A 15,451-nucleotide genomic window follows, 5' to 3' on the forward strand; every position below is an offset into this window, starting at 1 on the left:
CGCCCCCGACGGTGGAGGACACGCGCGTGATGGACCGCCCCACGGCACTCGTACCCCGCCACTACGTCGCGGTGGGCCCCGGCCCCGAGGACGTGGTCGCCGACCCGCGCGGCCGCGTCCTCACCGGCGTCGCCGACGGCCGCATCCTGCGCCTCGACGCCCTCGGCGACCCCGTCGCGGCCCGCGTCGAGGTGATCGCCGAGACCGGTGGCAGGCCGCTCGGACTCGAACTCCTCCCGGACGGCGACCTGCTGGTGTGCGACGCCGAGCGCGGACTCCTGCGCGTCGGCACCGGCGACGGCACGGTCCGGATCCTCGCCGACTCGGTGGCCGGGGAACCACTGCGCTTCTGCAGCAACGTCGTGGCCCTCTCCGACGGCAGCGTCCTCTTCACCGTGTCCAGCCGCCGCTACCCGCTTCAGCAGTGGATCGGCGACATCGTCGAACACACCGGTACGGGACGACTACTGCGGCTCGCCCCCGGTGGTGACACCCCCGAAGTGGTGCTGGACGGGCTGCAGTTCGCCAACGGCATCGCCGTCGGCGCGGACGAGTCCTTCCTCGTCGTCGCCGAGACCGGTGCCCGCCGGCTGCTGCGCGTGTGGCTCACCGGGCCGAAGGCGGGGCGCGGTGAGCCGTTCGCCGAGGACCTCCCGGGCATGCCCGACAACCTCTGGCGCGGCGCGCCCGACGGACCGATCTGGGTCGCGCTCGCCGGGCCGCGCGTCCCGGCCCTCGACCTGTTCCACCGCAGTGCGCCCGGCGTCCGGGCCGCCGCCGCGCGCGTCGCCGTACGCGCCCCGTTCCGGCCCACCGGAGCGATCGCCGTCCAGGCCTTCGACGACGCGGGCCGCGTCGTGCACCACCTCGCCCGCCGCCGCTCCGGCTACCGCATGCCCACCAGCGTCTGCGAAGCGGGCGGGCACCTGATCCTCGGCAGCGTCCATGAACGAGGTGTGGCGGTCTGCGAGCCGCCCGCGGCGAAGTGACCTCCACCGTCCGCCTCGGAGTGACCCCGCCCCGCCCCCGGGGTTAACCTGAACTCCGGCCGCGACGGGCGTCGCGGCGCGGCGGTGGGGCCCGCCGTACCCGAACCGCGGCGAGGACGCCGCCAACGGTCCCTACTTGCGACGGCACACGCCCGTACGACCCCGGGCCCCGGCGAGTAGGAGACGGACGACCCCATGACAGCCCCCGAGAGCCTCCGCGCCACGACACCCACACCCCACCCGTCGTCACCCTGGCGGGCCCAGGCCCCTGTCGTCGCGGTCGTCTCGCTCGGCGGGGGAGTGGGCGCGGCCGCCCGGTACGCGGCCTCCCTCTGGTGGCCCACGCCCCCGGGCGGACTGCCCTGGACGACCCTCGGGGTCAACATCGCCGGCTGCGCGGTGATCGGCGTGTTCATGGTGGTCATCACCGAGATCCGGACCGCCCACCCCCTGGTCCGGCCCTTCTTCGGCACCGGCGTCCTCGGCGGCTTCACCACCTTCTCGACGTACGCCGTCGACATCCAGAGACTCATCGACGGCGGCCGTCCCGGCATCGGTCTCGTCTACCTCGCCGCGACCCCGCTCGCGGCGCTCACAGCGGTGTGGCTCGCGGCCGGGACGACCCGCCGTGTCCTGAACGGAGGGCGACGATGACGAGGCTGACCGGCAGGGCCCTGCGCCTGACCGCTTTCGTCGGCGAGCGCGACACCTGGCACCACAAGCCCCTCTACTCGGAGATCGTGCACCGGGCCCACGCGGCAGGACTCGCGGGTGCCAGCGTCTTCCGCGGCATCGAGGGCTTCGGCGCCTCCTCCCTGATCCACACCTCGCGGCTGCTGTCCCTGAGCGAGGACCTGCCGGTCGCCGTGGTGATCGTCGACACCGAGCCCCGGGTCCGCGCCTTCCTGCCGGAGCTCGACGAACTGGTCACCGAGGGGCTGGTGACACTCGACGAGTGCGAGGTCATCCGGTACACGGGCCGGGACGACACCCCCGGAGCGACGGACACGAAGGGTAAGAACTCGTTGTGAACTGGCTGCTGGTCGTCGGCGGCGCCCTGGTCGGCGCCCCGCTGCGCTACCTCACCGACCGGGCGGTCCAGGCGCGGCACGACTCGGTCTTCCCCTGGGGCACCTTCACGGTGAACGTCACCGGCTCCCTGATCCTCGGCCTGCTCACCGGAGCCGCCACCCACCTCCAGCTGCTGCTCGGCACCGGCCTGTGCGGGGCCCTGACGACCTACTCGACGTTCTCCTACGAGACGCTGCGACTGGCCCAGACCGGTGCACGGCTCCAGGCCGCCCTCAACGTCGGCGTCACCGTGGCGGTCGGTCTCGCCGCGGCCTTCGCGGGGGTGGCGCTGGCGCGTCTGTGAGGCGCGTCCATGAGATCCGCTTCTCGCCGGGGTGTAGTAAGACGGTCCCCTCCGCTCCCGCCCCCTGAGCAGAACTGGATCCCATGAGCGTCATCAGCGTCGGTCAGGCCGTCGTCCTCGGAGCCGTCGAGGGGGTGACCGAGTTCCTGCCCGTCTCCTCCACCGGCCATCTGAAGATCGTCGAGGGGCTGATGGGCATCCCCGTCGACGACGACGCCGTGGTCGGGTTCTCGGCCGTCATCCAGGTCGGCGCGATCGCCGCGGTGCTCGTGTACTTCTTCAAGGACATCGTGCGGATCGTCTCCGCCTGGGGCAGGGGGCTGCGCGACCGGGAGGAGAGATACCACCACGACTACAAGTTCGCCTGGTGGGTCATCGTCGCGACCATCCCGATCGTCGCCGTGGGACTGGCCGCCAAGCCGCTCATCCAGGGCCCGCTCGCCTCGCTGTGGGTCGTGGCCGGCTCGCTGATCGCCGGCAGCGGTGTGATGTGGGCGGCGGACCAGATGGGCCGGCACAAGCGCGGCGAGGACGACACCTCCTTCAAGGACGCCATGCTGGTCGGCAGCTCCCAGATCCTCGCCCTGCTCTTCCCCGGCTTCTCCCGCTCCGGTGCCACGATGTCCACCGCGCTCATCCTCGACCTGGACCGCGTCGCCGCCACCCGCCTGTCCTTCTTCCTGGGCATCCCCGCGCTGACCGGTGCCGGTCTCTACGAGCTCAAGGACGCCCTGGGCACGGGGGTGGGCGCCGCGCCGCTCGCCGTGGGCACGGCCGTCTCGTTCGTCGTGGCGTACGCCTCCATCGCCTGGCTGCTGAAGTTCGTCGCCAAGCACTCGTTCAACGCGTTCGTGATCTACCGGATCGTGGTGGGTGTGCTGTTGTTCGGGCTGCTCGGAACGGGTGTGCTCAGTAGTTGAGTGGACTGCCGGGGTCCCGTGGCCGTGCGCGGCGCCATCGTGGCTCGGCGCGCGGTTCCGCGCGCCCCTTCGGGGCGCTCCACCCTTGACAGCTCGGTCCGTCGCCCGGAGTATCTCTCCCGTGAACCTGTCAGACAGCCGGACAGCCGGACAGCCTGTGCGACGCGTCAGTGCCATGGAAGCGGTGCTGGCGTACCTGCGCGGCGCCATCGAGCGGGGCGAGTACGCCATCGGCGACAAGCTCCCCTCCGAAGCGGAACTGTGCCGCACCCTCGAGGTCTCGCGGCCGGTGCTGCGCGAGGCGCTGCGGGCGCTGCAGACCATGGGCCTGACCGTGTCCAGGACCGGCAAGGGCACCTTCGTCGTCGCCAGCACCGTCGAGGACCCCACCTTCGGCGACTACGCGGCCAGCGACCTGCTGGAGGTGCGCCGCCACGTCGAGATCCCGGTCGCCGGGTACGCGGCCCGGCGCCGCACCCCGGAGAACCTCGACCACCTGGCCCATCTGCTGGACCGGATGGAGCGGGAGACGGACACCACCGCGTGGGTCGCCATGGACACGCTGTTCCATCTCGCCGTGGCCGAGGCCGCCCAGAACCCGGTCTTCCGCCGGGTCATCGAGGAGATCCGGGACGCGCTGGCCCGCCAGTCGGCCTTCCTCAACGAGCTGGGCGGCCGCCGCGAGCAGTCCAACCGCGAGCACCGGGCGATCGTCGAGGCGCTGATCGACGGTTCCGAGAACGACGCGGTGGAGGCCATGGAGCACCACCTCGACCGCGTCGAGACGACCCTCACCGACATCGTGCGTCCATCGCGCACGGACACCCCCACGGAAGGCGGACCCGAGGCGTGAGCGAGCAGTCCCTGCACAACGAGGTGCAGAAACGTTCCGTCCATGTCGATGCCGGAGACGCGGGCTACAGCAAGTCCCTGAAGTCCCGGCACGTCAACATGATCGCCATCGGCGGAGCGATCGGCACCGGCCTCTTCCTCGGCGCGGGCGGCCGCCTCGCCGACGCCGGCCCCTCCCTCTTCATCGCCTACGCGGTCTGCGGCCTCTTCGCCTTCCTCGTGGTGCGCGCCCTCGGCGAACTCGTGCTGTACCGGCCCTCATCCGGCGCCTTCGTCTCCTACGCACGCGAGTTCATGGGGGAGAAGGGCGCCTACACCGCCGGCTGGATGTACTTCCTCAACTGGGCGACCACCGGCATCGCCGACATCACCGCCGTCGCCACCTACACCCACTACTGGGGCATGTTCTCCGACATACCCCAGTGGGTGATCGCCCTGATCGCGCTGGCGGTGGTTCTCACCGTCAACCTGATCTCGGTGAAGATTTTCGGTGAGCTCGAGTTCTGGTTCGCGATCGTCAAGGTCGGCGCGCTGGTCGTCTTCATGTGCATCGGCATCTTCCTGCTGGTCACCCAGCACCCCGTCGACGGCCACACCCCCGGTCCGTCCCTGATCGGCGACAGCGGCGGCATCTTCCCGCACGGCCTGCTGCCCATGCTGCTGATCATCCAGGGCGTCGTCTTCGCCTACGCCTCCGTCGAGTTGGTCGGCGTCGCCGCCGGTGAGACCGAGAACCCCGAGAAGATCATGCCGAAGGCGATCAACTCGATCATGTGGCGCGTCGGCGTGTTCTACGTCGGCTCGGTCGTGCTGCTGTCGATGCTGCTGCCGTGGAACAAGTACACGGCCGGCGAGAGCCCCTTCGTGACGGTGCTGTCCAACATCGGCGTACCCGCCGCCGGCGGCGTGATGAACCTCGTCGTGCTCACGGCCGCCATGTCCTCCCTCAACTCCGGCCTCTACTCCACCGGCCGCATCCTGCGCTCCATGGCCATGTCCGGCTCCGCCCCCAGGTTCACCTCCGTGATGAGCCGCAGCCAGGTCCCCTACGGCGGCATTCTGCTCACCAGCGGCATCTGCGTCCTGGGCGTCGGACTCAACTTCGTCGTGCCCGCCGAGGCGTTCGAGATCGTGCTGAACTTCGCCGCCATCGGCATCCTCGCCACCTGGGGCATGATCATGATCTGTCACCTCCTCTTCTGGCAGAAGACCCAGCAGGGCGAGCTGACCCGCCCGGGCTACCGGCTCCCGGGCTCCCCCTGGACCGAGATCGTGACGCTGGCCTTCCTCGCCTCCGTCCTGGTCCTCATGTACGCCGACGGCGGCGCGGGACGCACCACCGTGCTGTGCCTGCCGCTGATCGTCGGGGCCCTGGTCGCCGGATGGTTCGCCATCCGCGGCCGTATCGCCCGCACGTCCACCACCGGAACCGGCGCGTGAAGCCGCGCCGCTCCACGAGAAGCAGGCAGTGATGTTCAGCAGTTCACTCGCGGACCCACCCCTTGTCCGCGAACCCGTCCACGCCCCCGTCGCCCACCTCATCCGCGGCGGAATCGTCGAAGGCATCCACTACGGCTCCGTCGTCGTCCTCGACGCCGACGGAGAGGTCCGGCTCCAGATCGGAGACATCGAGGCCGCCTTCTACCCGCGCTCCGCGATCAAGCCCGTCCAGGCCGTGGCCATGGCCCGGGCCGGGCTGCCGCTCGACGGCGAGCTGCTGTCCCTGACGGCGGCCAGCCACTCCGGCGAGGAACGCCACCTCGCCGGCACCCGGCGCATCCTCGAACTCGCCGGGCTCACCGAGGACCACCTGCGCAACGTCCCGGACCTGCCGTTCGACCCGGTCGTCCGGGACGCCTGGGTGCGCGAGGGCCGGCTGCCCTCCCGGCTCGCCCAGAACTGCTCCGGCAAACACGCGGCCATGCTCTACACCTGCGCCCTCAACGGCTGGCCCCTGGAGAACTACCTCGACCCCGGGCACCCCCTCCAGCAGGCCGTCGCCGAGATCGTCGAGGACCTCACCGGGCAGCGCATCGCCCGGGTCACCGTCGACGGCTGCGGCGCGCCCCTGTTCTCCATCTCCCTGCACGGCCTCGCCCGGGCCACCGCCCGGATCGCCTCGGCCGCGCCGGGCACACCCGAGGCCCGGGTCGCCGACGCGATGCGCGAGCACGCGGAGATGGCCTCCGGCTCCGGGCGGGACGTCGCCGCGCTGATGCGGGCCGTGCCGGGGTTGCTGTCCAAGGACGGTTTCGAGGGTGTTCAGGTCGCCGCGCTGCCGGACGGCCGGGCCGTCGCCGTGAAGATCGCCGACGGGGCGAATCGGGCGCGGGTGCCGGTTGCCGCCGCGGCGTTGGGCTGGGCCGGTGTCGACCAGGAGCTGCTCGCCGAGTTCGCGGGTGAGCCGCTGCTCGGTGGGGGGCGGGAGGTCGGGCGGGTGCGGCCCGTTCGCTCGCTGGAGCCGCTTGCCGCTGCTGACCGCGCCTGACGACGTGCCGGGTTCTCCCTTCCGGCGGCCGCGGGTCCCCTGTGACTGATCGCGCAGTTCCCCGCGCCCCTTTCAGGGGCGCTTCCCCCTGTACCTCAGAAAGAAGACCCTCACCCTCATGACGAGCGCCGCCACCCGCTCCGAGCATGATCTGCTCGGTGACCGCGATGTACCCGCCGAGGCCTACTGGGGTGTGCACACCCTGCGGGCCACGGAGAACTTCCCCATCACGGGCATGCCCATCTCCGCCTACCCGCACCTCATCGACGCCCTCGCCGCCGTCAAGGAAGCCGCCGCCCTCGCCAACGAGGAACTCGGTCTGCTGGAAGCGAAGAAGGCCGCCGCCATCGTCGAGGCCTGCCGGGAGATCCGCGACGGCAAGCTGCACGACCAGTTCGTCGTGGACGTCGTCCAGGGCGGCGCCGGCACCTCCACCAACATGAACGCCAACGAGGTCGTGGCGAACCGGGCGCTGGAGCTGCTGGGCCACGCCAAGGGCGAGTACGGGTTCCTGCACCCCAACGAGGACGTCAACCTCGGCCAGTCCACCAACGACGTCTACCCGACCGCCGTCAAGATCGCCACGGTGTTCGCGGTACGCGGGCTGCTCGACGCGATGGCCGTGTTGCAGGACACCTTCGCCCGCAAGGCCGTCGAGTTCCGCGACGTGCTCAAGATGGGCCGCACCCAGTTGCAGGACGCGGTGCCCATGACCCTGGGCCAGGAGTTCTCCGCGTACGCCGTCATGCTGGACGAGGACCGGGCCCGGCTCGCCGAGGCCGTGCAACTGATCCACGAGATCAACCTCGGCGCCACCGCGATCGGCACCGGCCTCAACGCACCCGCCGGATACGCCGAGGCCGCCCGCCGTCACCTCGCCGCGATCACCGGCCTGCCCCTGGTCACCGCGGCCAACCTGGTCGAGGCGACCCAGGACTGCGGCGCGTTCGTACAGATGTCCGGCGTGCTCAAGCGCATCGCGGTCAAGCTCTCCAAGAGCTGCAACGACCTGCGGCTGCTGTCCTCCGGCCCGCGCGCGGGCCTCGGCGAGATCAACCTGCCGCCCGTGCAGGCCGGTTCGTCCATCATGCCGGGCAAGGTCAACCCGGTGATACCCGAGGTCGTCAACCAGGTCGCCTTCGAGGTCATCGGCAACGACGTCACCATCACCATGGCCGCCGAGGCCGGACAGCTCCAGCTCAACGCGTTCGAGCCGATCATCCTGCACTCCCTGTCGGAGTCGATCACGCACCTGCGGAGCGCGTGCCTGACCCTGGCCGAGCGCTGCGTCTCCGGCATCACCGCCAACACCGAGGCACTGCGCGCGAGCGTGGAGAACTCCATCGGCCTGGTCACCGCCCTCAACCCGCACATCGGCTACACCGCCGCCACCGACATCGCCAAGGAGGCCCTCGCCACCGGCCGGGGCGTGGCCGAACTGGTCCTGGAGAAGGGTTTGCTCCCCGCCGGGACCCTCGCCGGCCTGCTGCGCCCCGAGGTGCTGGCAGGCAACGGCCAGGCCCCGGCCTGACCCACGAGAGCGCACCGGGACCGGCGGAGGGACAATGACGATCATGACGTCGACGACGACCTTCCAGCCGGTCCTGGAGCGCATCGCCGAGGAGGTCGAACGGACCCCCGGCCGCGGCAGGCCCGCCGACTACATCCCGGCGCTCGCCGCCCGCGACCCGCGCAGCTTCGGCATGGCCGTCGCCCACCTGGACGGCACGGTGTACGGGGTGGGGGACTGGCGGCAGCCCTTCTCCGCGCAGTCCCTGACCAAGGTGTTCACGCTCGCCCTCGACCTGTCCCGAGAGGGCGACGCCCTGTGGGAGCACGTGGGCCGCGAACCCTCCGGCAACCCCTTCAACTCCCTGGTCCAGCTGGAATACGAGAACGGGATCCCGCGCAACCCGTTCATCAACGCCGGAGCCCTCGTCGTCACCGACCGGCTGCACACCCTCAGCGGCGACGCCTCGGGCGAACTGCTGGCGTTCCTGCGGGCGGAGAGCGGCAACCCCGGCCTGGACTTCGACGAGGACATCGCCGCCTCCGAGACCGCCCACGGCGACCGCAACGCCGCGCTCGGCCACTTCATGGCGTCGTACGGCAACATCGACAACCCGGTCCCGACGCTGCTGGAGCAGTACTTCCGGCAGTGCTCCCTCGCCGCGTCCTGCGCGGACCTCGCCCTCGCCACGGGCTTCCTGGCCCGGCACGGCATCCGCGCCGACGGCACCCGCCTGCTCACCCGCAGCCAGGCCAAGCAGATCAACGCGATCATGCTGACCTGCGGCACGTACGACGCGGCGGGCGACTTCGCCTACCGCGTGGGCCTGCCCGGCAAGAGCGGCGTCGGCGGCGGCATCATCGCGGTCGTCCCCGGCCGCTGCACCCTGTGCGTGTGGAGCCCGGGTCTGGACGAGCGGGGCAACTCGGTGGCGGGCGTGGCGGCGCTGGACCGCTTCACGACCCTGACGGGTCTGTCGGTGTTCTGACCACACGCGAGCCGAAGGCCTTCCGGCCGGCGCCCTCCTCCACCCGGACCCCGGGGCCCAGACGGGGGGTCAGCTCCGCCGGGGTCTGCGGACCGGAAGCCGCAGCACCAGCACCACGACCGCCGCGCCCGTACCCGCGGCGCCCGCGATCATCCCCGCCTCCGTCCAGACGGACCCGGACTCCTCCGGCACGGCCGCCGCGACCGCGGGCGCCACCGTCGCGGCCGGTCGCGCGGACGAGCCCGGCGCGCCGAGCGAGCCCACCGCCTCGACCTTCCCCGCCGACCTGAAGCCCCAGTCGAGCAGCGAGCGGGCCTCCTCGTACACGGCGGAGCCGCCGCCCTCCTGAGGGTTCATCACCGTCACGACCAGGGTGCGCCCGTCCCGGCGCGCCGCCGCGATCAGCGTGCTGCCCGCCTTGGAGGTGTAGCCGTTCTTGATGCCGATCAGCCCCCGGTACGGCTTCACCCCCTTGGCGCCGCTCAGCAGCCGGTTGGTGTTGAGGATCGGGTACGAGCCGTTGCCGCCGCCGGGGAACTTGGCCTCGACGGTGGCGCAGTACCGGGCGAAGTCGGGGTTGCGCAGCCCCACCCGGCCGAACACGGCGAGGTCGTACGCCGACGACACCTGGCCCGGCGCGTCGTAGCCGTCGGGTGACACCACACGGGTGTCGCGGGCGCCGAGGGACCGGGCCTTGGCCTGCATCCGCTGGGCGGTGACCCGCCAGCCGCCGTTGAGCTCGGCCAGGACGTGCACGGCGTCGTTGCCCGAGTTGAGGAAGACACCGCGCCACAGATCGGAGATGCGGTAGGTATGGCCCTCGGCGACCCCGACCAGGCTGCTGCCTTCGCCGATGCCCCGCAGCTCCCGCTCGCGGACGGTGTGCCGGACGCCCGCCGGCAGCCCCGGCAGCACGGTGAGGGCGAACAGCGTCTTCAGGGTGCTGGCCGGAGGCAGCTTGCGGTGCGCGTTGTGGGCGGCGAGCACCTCCCCGGTACGGGCGTCGGCCACCAGCCAGGACAGCGCGGAGAGCTTTGGCAGCCGCGCCGATCCGGAACGCGGGCGGACCTGGGTGCCGGGGCGGTACAGCAGCGAGGGGTGCGGGGCCGCGGCCCTGGACCCGCCCGTCGGAGTGGGCTCCGCCCCGCCGGGGTCGGCCATCGCCGTGGGCATCAGCGCCAGCAGCCCCGCCGTGCAGAGCGCACCGGCCGACACGGCCACCCGGGAAGAGAATCCGATGATCATACGGTCAACGTAGAAACGGAGATGCTCTGCGGGGCGACGGCGGGGCCGCAGGCCACGCTGTTGCACCCGGATGGATGCTCCCCTGCGCCCGGATCCACGGACCCTGGGGAGCCGCCCCTCGCGGCGGTCCTCGCGTCGCCCCTCGCGTCAGTCCGAGGGCAGGGTCGGCTGGATGCGCCGCAGGAACGTCGCGTTGTCCGGCGTCTCGCGCATCCGCTCCAGAAGGGTCTCCAGACCGCCCTGCTCGTCCCGGCCCCGCAACACCCGCCGCAGTCCGTGAACGGCGGCCAACTCGGCTGGGCGCAGCAGGAGTTCCTCCCGGCGGGTGCCGGAGAGGGTGATGTCGACGGCCGGGAACACCCGGCGCGAGGCCGGATCGCGGCTCAGACGGAGCTCCATGTTGCCGGTGCTCTTCAGCTCCTCGAAGTAGAAGCCGTCGGCCCGCGAGCCGGTGTCCACCAGGGCGGTCGCGAGGATCGTGAGGGAACCGCCCTCCTCGGCCGACCGCGCGGCACCGAAGAACCGCTTGGGGCCGGTCAGCGCGGTCGCGTCGACGCCCCCGGTGAGGATGCGCCCACCGGCGGCGGCCGCGTTGTTGTGCGCCCGGCACAGCCGGGTCAGCGAGTCGAGGAGGACGACGACGTCCTCACCGGCCTCGACGCGCCGCTTGGCGCGCTCGATCACCAGGTCGGCGAGTGCGATGTGCTGCTTGGCGCTGCGGTCGAAGGTCGAGGCGTAGACCTCGCCCTGCACACAGCGCCGCATGTCCGTGACCTCCTCGGGCCGCTCGTCGAGCAGCAGCATCATCAGCCGGGCCTCGGGGTGGTTACCGGTGACGGCGGCGGCGAGCTGCTGGAGGAGGACGGTCTTGCCGGTCTTGGGCGGGGCCACGAGGAGCCCGCGCTGGCCCTTGCCGACGGGGGCGATCAGGTCGACGACGCGCCCGGCCAGTCCGGCGGCCGGGTGTTCGAGCCGCAGCCGCTCGTGCGGGTGCAGCGGCGTCAGATCCCGGAAGTGCCGCCGGCCGAGCGGATCGCCGGGCGTACGGCCGTCGACCCGTGTGACGTCGGTCAGGCCGCGCCGGTCGCCGGTCACGCCCTGGACGAGGTCGCCCTTGCGCAGGCCGTAGCGGCGGATCAGCGCGGGGGAGACGACGGGGTCGGCGGGCGTGGGCAGGCAGCTCTCGCCGCGCAGGTGCCCCTTCCCCTGCGCGTCGACGTCGAGGACGCCGGACACGGTCCGGGCCGGGGTCCGCTGCTGTGCGGACGGGTGGTCGAGTGTGGTGGTCATGGTGACGGGTGTCCTTTCACGGACGGCAGGCGGGGGACGTGCGAAGGGAAGGAGGAAGTGCCGCGAAGGGAGGGCCTGTGGCGCGCTTCCCGGCGGCGGGTGACAGCACCTCGGATACGACGAACACGTCGTGGTGCCGGAAATGAGGGTGGAGAGATGAAGAACCGCACCGGCGCCCGCAGAGAGGGGCGTGCACGAGTGCTCTTCGCAATGTACCACCGACAGCGGCGGTCGTGGGTGGGCCCGCCTCAGCGGGGGTGGGTCAGCGCGTGGCCAGCAGCCCGTACAGCAACGGGATCCGCGGCTCGGGCAGACGCCACCAGCCGGACTCCGTACGGACCATCTGCGGCCAGCGCGGCCAGGGAAGTTCGTCGCCCTCCCGCAGCCGCCGCACGGTGAGTCCCGCGTCCGTCAACGCGTTGAGGACCTCGCCCATTCCGTGCATCCACTCGTAACTGTCCGTGGCGCCCTCGACGGCGGGGCCGTCGGTGTAGGTGTGGGTCCCGTCGCGGTGCACCGCTCCGGCGCCGCCCAGGTAGTCGTGGCGCAGCAGCAGCTCGGGTCCCTCGCCGGGGGCGGGCTTCGGCCCGAGCGCGTTGAGCAGGGGGTGGAACTCGACGACGTACAGCAGGCCGCCGGGGCGCAGGAGCCGGCCGACGGTCCGCGCCCACCGGTCCAGGTCGGGGAGGTAGCACAGGGCGCCCTTGCCGGTGTAGACGACGTCGAATCGCCGTCCGTCCAGGGCCTCGACGGCGTCGTACACGTTCGCCCGGATGTACGTCACCTCGGCGCCGGCCCGCGCCGCGATGTCCTGGGCGGCCGCCACGGACGCGGCGGAGAAGTCCAGGCCGACGGCCCGGGCGCCGCGCCGGGCGAAGGCGATCGTCTCGGTGCCGAGGTGGCACTGCAGATGCAGCACGTCACGCCGGGCCAGCTCGCCGAGGTCCTCCCACTCGAACGGGGCGAACCAGCGCTCGGGATCGGGGTCCTGGTCGAGGCCGTAGAAGCGGCTGGCGAGATGGACGGGCGTGCGGGCGTCCCAGTTGGCCTGGTTGGCCCGCATCAGCCGGTCGTGCTCGGCGGACGTCATGGGGACATCCAACCCCGAACCGGCCGCCGACGCGGGGAGAACGCGGGAAACGGATCTCCAAAGCCGTCGCTCAGTTCGAGCGGGCGCGCGCCTCCTCGGCGATCCGCTCGAACTTCTCGCCCATGGCCGCGGCGAGGGCCTGGGCACCCGACAACGGGCGCACCATCACGGTGAATTCGTCGATGAGCCCGTCGTCGTCGAGATGGATGAAGTCGCAGCCGTTGATCTCCCGGTCACCCACGCGCGCGGTGAAGACCAGAGCGTGGTCGCGGCCGTCCACGTCGTTGATCTCGCGCACGTAGCGGAAGTCCTGGAAGACCTCCGAGACGGCCCGCAGGATCGCTGCCGTGATCGCCTTCCCCTCGTAGGGCTTGAACACCACCGGGCTGGTGAACACGACGTCCGGCGCCAGCAGCGCCTCGGCGGCGTCGAGGTCGAGCTTCTCGACCGCCTCACGGAATGCACGCATCGAATCCGCCTTAGTCAATTTGTTGAGTAGGTGCGGAGTAGATTAGTCACCCGTTGATACGGTGTCCACATGTCTCTCAAGTACGCCGTCCTCGCGGCGCTCCTGGAGGGCGAGGCCTCGGGGTACGAGCTGTCGAAGGTCTTCGACGTGTCGCTGGCGAACTTCTGGGCCTCGACCCCGCAGCAGCTCTACCGCGAACTGGAGCGCCTCGCGCGGGACGGCCTGATCGAGGCCAGGGTGGTGCGCCAGGAACGGCGTCCCGACAAGCGCATGTTCACGCTGACCGAGGCGGGCCGCGCGGATCTGGGCGCCTTCGCCGCGACGCCGCCCCGGCGGCCCACCGCCATCCGCGACGAACTCCTCATCAAGATCCAGGCCATGGACGGCGTGGACCCGGACGCGACCCGGGCGCTCGTCGAGGAGCGTGAGGCGTGGGCCCGCGGCAAGCTCGCCCGCTACCGGCGGGTGCGCGAGCGCCTCCTGGCCGGCCGCAGCGAGGAGGAGTACCTCCGGGAGACCGACCGCGTCGGCCCGTACCTCACCCTGATGGGAGGCATCGGCTTCGAGGAGGAGAACCTCCGCTGGTGCGAGCGCGTACGCGCCGTCCTGAAGCAGCGGGCTCCCCTAGGCTGAGCCGATGTTCAGCCCCGAAGGCCCCAGTCTGCGCGAACTCGCCGTCCAGGCGCTGTCGTCCGTCGAGCGCGGCTACGACCTCCTCGCGCCGAAGTTCGACCACACGCCCTTCAGGACACCCGACGAGGTCCTTGACGCCGTCGGGTCGGCACTGCGGCGGACCGGACCCTTCGACACGGGGCTCGACCTGTGCTGCGGAACCGGCGCGGGCGTAGCGGTGCTGAGGCGGGTGTGCCGGGAGCGCGTCACCGGCGTCGACTTCAGCGCGGGCATGCTCGACGTCGCCCGGGATCGGATCAGGTCACAGGGCCCGCCGGTCTCCTGGGTCCGGGCCGACGCCCGCGCCCTGCCCTTCGCCCCCGCCTTCGACCTGGTGGTGAGCTTCGGGGCCTTCGGCCACTTCCTGCCCCGCGAGCTGCCCGGCCTGTTCGCGCAGGTCCGCTCCGTCCTGCGGCCGGGCGGCTGTTTCGCGTTCCCTCTGGTCGCGCCGCCCCGCCCGGGCTCGCCCGGCTACTGGACGCTGCTCGGCTTCGACACCGTGATGCGGGTGCGCAACGCGCTCTGGCGGCCCGAGTTCGTCATGTACTACCGCACCTTCCGCCTCGGGGACGTACGGCGCGAACTCGCCGCAGCCGGTTTCGGGGTGGAGCTCCAGGCGCTCCCGGAGTTCGGCCGGCGGCCGGACGGCAGCCCCCGGGTGCGGCTGGTCATCGCCCGGCCGGCGGACACGGCCGAGGGGGTGTTCAGCCGCGCAGGAAGTTCAGCAGATCGTCGTTGAAGGCCTTCTCGAAGTCGCCGACCAGGCCGTGCGGGGCGCCCGGATACACCTTCAGCGTCGCGTCCTTGACGAGCTGGGAGGTCCGGTGGGCCGAGGCGGCGATCGGCACGATCTGGTCGTCGTCGCCGTGCGCGACGAGCGTCGGCACGTCGATGCGCCCCAGGTCCTGGGTGAAGTCGGTCTCCGAGAACTGCGCGACGCAGTCGTAGGCGCCCTTCAGACCCACCTGCATGCTCCACATCCAGAACGCCCGCCGCACGCCCTCCGACACCGTGGCGCCGGGCCGGTTGAAGCCGTAGAAGGCCTCGCTCAGCTCCCAGTAGAACTGCGAGCGGTCCGCCGCGACCCCGGCGCGGATCCCGTCGAAGGCCTCCTGCGGCGTGCCCTCCGGGTTGGCGTCCGTCCGCAGCATCAGCGGCGGCACCGCGCCGAGCAGCACGACCTTCGCGACCCGCGCCGTCCCGTGCCGCCCGATGTAGCGGGCCACCTCGCCGCCGCCGGTGGAGTGGCCCACCAGGACAGCGTCGGTGAGATCCAGTGCCTCGATCAGCTCGGCCAGGTCGTCGGCGTACCGGTCCATGTGGTTGCCCTGCCACGGCTGGCCCGAGCGGCCGTGTCCGCGACGGTCGTGCGCGATCGCCCGGAAACCGTGCTCGGCGACCAGCCGGGCCTGCCCGTCCCACGCGTCCGCGTTGAGGGGCCAGCCGTGGCTGAACACCACGGGCCGCCCCGCGCCCCAGTCCTTGTAGTAGAGCTCGGTTCCGTCGGAGGTCGTGAACGTGGTCATGGGGGGTCCTCTCGGGGGTCGCCTGGGGGAGCCGTGC

17 protein-coding genes are annotated in these 15,451 nt (G+C 71.8%); 12 read left to right on the forward strand and 5 right to left on the reverse strand.

Features of this window, described 5'->3' with window-relative positions; translation table 11 throughout:
* Nucleotides 1-29 precede the first annotated feature (29 nt).
* The 10 genes from ACFZDE_RS02645 to ACFZDE_RS02690 all read left to right on the forward strand — a co-directional run bounded on the left by ACFZDE_RS02645 (nucleotide 30) and on the right by ACFZDE_RS02690 (nucleotide 9,122).
* Nucleotides 30-989 (forward strand): SMP-30/gluconolactonase/LRE family protein, encoded by a 960-nt coding sequence (locus ACFZDE_RS02645; RefSeq protein ID WP_391196736.1) that lies wholly within the window; start codon nucleotides 30-32, stop codon nucleotides 987-989.
* 195 nt (nucleotides 990-1,184) lie between these two features.
* Nucleotides 1,185-1,643, forward strand: coding sequence for a fluoride efflux transporter CrcB (gene crcB / locus ACFZDE_RS02650; protein WP_390990844.1), 459 nt, complete (start codon nucleotides 1,185-1,187; stop codon nucleotides 1,641-1,643).
* Nucleotides 1,640-2,020, forward strand: a complete 381-nt coding sequence (locus tag ACFZDE_RS02655; RefSeq protein WP_390990841.1) for a DUF190 domain-containing protein — start codon at nucleotides 1,640-1,642, stop codon at nucleotides 2,018-2,020. The genes crcB (ACFZDE_RS02650) and ACFZDE_RS02655 overlap by 4 nt, the downstream gene beginning before the upstream one ends.
* Nucleotides 2,017-2,364 (forward strand): fluoride efflux transporter CrcB, encoded by a 348-nt coding sequence (crcB, locus tag ACFZDE_RS02660; RefSeq protein WP_390990838.1) that lies wholly within the window; start codon nucleotides 2,017-2,019, stop codon nucleotides 2,362-2,364. Before ACFZDE_RS02655 ends, crcB (ACFZDE_RS02660) begins: the two co-directional genes overlap by 4 nt.
* A gap of 83 nt (nucleotides 2,365-2,447) precedes the next feature.
* The gene (locus ACFZDE_RS02665; RefSeq protein WP_391196738.1) at nucleotides 2,448-3,284 is read left to right on the forward strand and encodes an undecaprenyl-diphosphate phosphatase; all 837 of its coding nucleotides are present in this window, start codon (nucleotides 2,448-2,450) and stop codon (nucleotides 3,282-3,284) included.
* A 175-nt stretch (nucleotides 3,285-3,459) separates the two neighbouring features.
* Nucleotides 3,460-4,137: an FCD domain-containing protein gene (locus tag ACFZDE_RS02670; RefSeq protein WP_391197434.1), complete on the forward strand. Its 678-nt coding sequence runs from the start codon at nucleotides 3,460-3,462 to the stop codon at nucleotides 4,135-4,137.
* Nucleotides 4,134-5,576, forward strand: coding sequence for an amino acid permease (locus tag ACFZDE_RS02675; RefSeq protein WP_391196740.1), 1,443 nt, complete (start codon nucleotides 4,134-4,136; stop codon nucleotides 5,574-5,576). The genes ACFZDE_RS02670 and ACFZDE_RS02675 overlap by 4 nt, the downstream gene beginning before the upstream one ends.
* Before the next feature lie 31 nt (nucleotides 5,577-5,607).
* Nucleotides 5,608-6,624 carry an asparaginase gene (locus tag ACFZDE_RS02680; RefSeq protein ID WP_391196742.1) on the forward strand — a complete coding sequence of 339 codons (1,017 nt, stop codon included), beginning with the start codon at nucleotides 5,608-5,610 and terminating at the stop codon, nucleotides 6,622-6,624.
* A 118-nt stretch (nucleotides 6,625-6,742) separates the two neighbouring features.
* On the forward strand, nucleotides 6,743-8,155 hold the full coding sequence (gene aspA, locus ACFZDE_RS02685; protein ID WP_391196745.1) for an aspartate ammonia-lyase: 1,413 nt from the start codon (nucleotides 6,743-6,745) through the stop codon (nucleotides 8,153-8,155).
* Nucleotides 8,156-8,189: 34 nt separating this feature from the next.
* Entirely contained in the window at nucleotides 8,190-9,122 is a 933-nt protein-coding gene (locus ACFZDE_RS02690) for a glutaminase (RefSeq protein ID WP_391196747.1), read from the forward strand.
* A 69-nt stretch (nucleotides 9,123-9,191) separates the two neighbouring features.
* On the opposite strand, the gene ACFZDE_RS02695 is transcribed toward ACFZDE_RS02690, so the two are convergent.
* From ACFZDE_RS02695 to ACFZDE_RS02710, 4 genes are all read right to left on the reverse strand, one after another.
* On the reverse strand, nucleotides 9,192-10,367 hold the full coding sequence (locus ACFZDE_RS02695) for a serine hydrolase (RefSeq protein ID WP_391196749.1): 1,176 nt from the start codon (nucleotides 10,365-10,367) through the stop codon (nucleotides 9,192-9,194).
* Nucleotides 10,368-10,514: 147 nt separating this feature from the next.
* A complete protein-coding gene (gene rho, locus ACFZDE_RS02700; RefSeq protein ID WP_391196753.1) occupies nucleotides 10,515-11,657 on the reverse strand; it encodes a transcription termination factor Rho in 1,143 nt (380 codons plus the stop codon).
* Nucleotides 11,658-11,919: 262 nt separating this feature from the next.
* Nucleotides 11,920-12,747, reverse strand: a complete 828-nt coding sequence (locus ACFZDE_RS02705; RefSeq protein ID WP_391196755.1) for a methyltransferase — start codon at nucleotides 12,745-12,747, stop codon at nucleotides 11,920-11,922.
* A 70-nt stretch (nucleotides 12,748-12,817) separates the two neighbouring features.
* A complete protein-coding gene (locus ACFZDE_RS02710; protein WP_391196758.1) occupies nucleotides 12,818-13,216 on the reverse strand; it encodes a nuclear transport factor 2 family protein in 399 nt (132 codons plus the stop codon).
* Between the two features lie 69 nt (nucleotides 13,217-13,285).
* On the opposite strand from ACFZDE_RS02710, the gene ACFZDE_RS02715 reads away from it, so the two are divergent.
* Nucleotides 13,286-13,849 carry a helix-turn-helix transcriptional regulator gene (locus ACFZDE_RS02715; RefSeq protein ID WP_390990809.1) on the forward strand — a complete coding sequence of 188 codons (564 nt, stop codon included), beginning with the start codon at nucleotides 13,286-13,288 and terminating at the stop codon, nucleotides 13,847-13,849.
* A gap of 4 nt (nucleotides 13,850-13,853) precedes the next feature.
* Nucleotides 13,854-14,627, forward strand: a complete 774-nt coding sequence (locus ACFZDE_RS02720) for a methyltransferase domain-containing protein (protein WP_391196760.1) — start codon at nucleotides 13,854-13,856, stop codon at nucleotides 14,625-14,627.
* Here the strand turns inward: ACFZDE_RS02720 and ACFZDE_RS02725 are convergent.
* Nucleotides 14,593-15,414 (reverse strand): alpha/beta fold hydrolase, encoded by an 822-nt coding sequence (locus ACFZDE_RS02725; protein WP_391196763.1) that lies wholly within the window; start codon nucleotides 15,412-15,414, stop codon nucleotides 14,593-14,595. The two genes, ACFZDE_RS02720 and ACFZDE_RS02725, sit on opposite strands and share 35 nt — an antisense overlap.
* Nucleotides 15,415-15,451 lie beyond the last annotated feature (37 nt).

Origin of the sequence: Streptomyces sp. NPDC007929 (assembly GCF_042959065.1) — a bacterium.
In the GTDB taxonomy this organism is placed as follows: domain Bacteria; phylum Actinomycetota; class Actinomycetes; order Streptomycetales; family Streptomycetaceae; genus Streptomyces.

Bases quoted from the DNA above. Each gene is read 5' to 3' on its own strand.
- ACFZDE_RS02705 (WP_391196755.1), bottom strand. From the start codon at position 12,747: ATGACGTCCGCCGAGCACGACCGGCTGATGCGGGCCAACCAGGCCAAC.
- ACFZDE_RS02725 (WP_391196763.1), bottom strand. From the start codon at position 15,414: ATGACCACGTTCACGACCTCCGACGGAACCGAGCTCTACTACAAGGAC.
- ACFZDE_RS02690 (WP_391196747.1), top strand. From the start codon at position 8,190: ATGACGATCATGACGTCGACGACGACCTTCCAGCCGGTCCTGGAGCGC.
- ACFZDE_RS02665 (WP_391196738.1), top strand. From the start codon at position 2,448: ATGAGCGTCATCAGCGTCGGTCAGGCCGTCGTCCTCGGAGCCGTCGAG.
- ACFZDE_RS02670 (WP_391197434.1), top strand. From the start codon at position 3,460: ATGGAAGCGGTGCTGGCGTACCTGCGCGGCGCCATCGAGCGGGGCGAG.
- ACFZDE_RS02710 (WP_391196758.1), bottom strand. From the start codon at position 13,216: ATGCGTGCATTCCGTGAGGCGGTCGAGAAGCTCGACCTCGACGCCGCC.
- ACFZDE_RS02655 (WP_390990841.1), top strand. From the start codon at position 1,640: ATGACGAGGCTGACCGGCAGGGCCCTGCGCCTGACCGCTTTCGTCGGC.
- ACFZDE_RS02645 (WP_391196736.1), top strand. From the start codon at position 30: ATGGACCGCCCCACGGCACTCGTACCCCGCCACTACGTCGCGGTGGGC.
- ACFZDE_RS02720 (WP_391196760.1), top strand. From the start codon at position 13,854: ATGTTCAGCCCCGAAGGCCCCAGTCTGCGCGAACTCGCCGTCCAGGCG.
- ACFZDE_RS02715 (WP_390990809.1), top strand. From the start codon at position 13,286: ATGTCTCTCAAGTACGCCGTCCTCGCGGCGCTCCTGGAGGGCGAGGCC.
- rho (WP_391196753.1), bottom strand. From the start codon at position 11,657: ATGACCACCACACTCGACCACCCGTCCGCACAGCAGCGGACCCCGGCC.
- aspA (WP_391196745.1), top strand. From the start codon at position 6,743: ATGACGAGCGCCGCCACCCGCTCCGAGCATGATCTGCTCGGTGACCGC.
- crcB (WP_390990844.1), top strand. From the start codon at position 1,185: ATGACAGCCCCCGAGAGCCTCCGCGCCACGACACCCACACCCCACCCG.
- ACFZDE_RS02695 (WP_391196749.1), bottom strand. From the start codon at position 10,367: ATGATCATCGGATTCTCTTCCCGGGTGGCCGTGTCGGCCGGTGCGCTC.
- ACFZDE_RS02680 (WP_391196742.1), top strand. From the start codon at position 5,608: ATGTTCAGCAGTTCACTCGCGGACCCACCCCTTGTCCGCGAACCCGTC.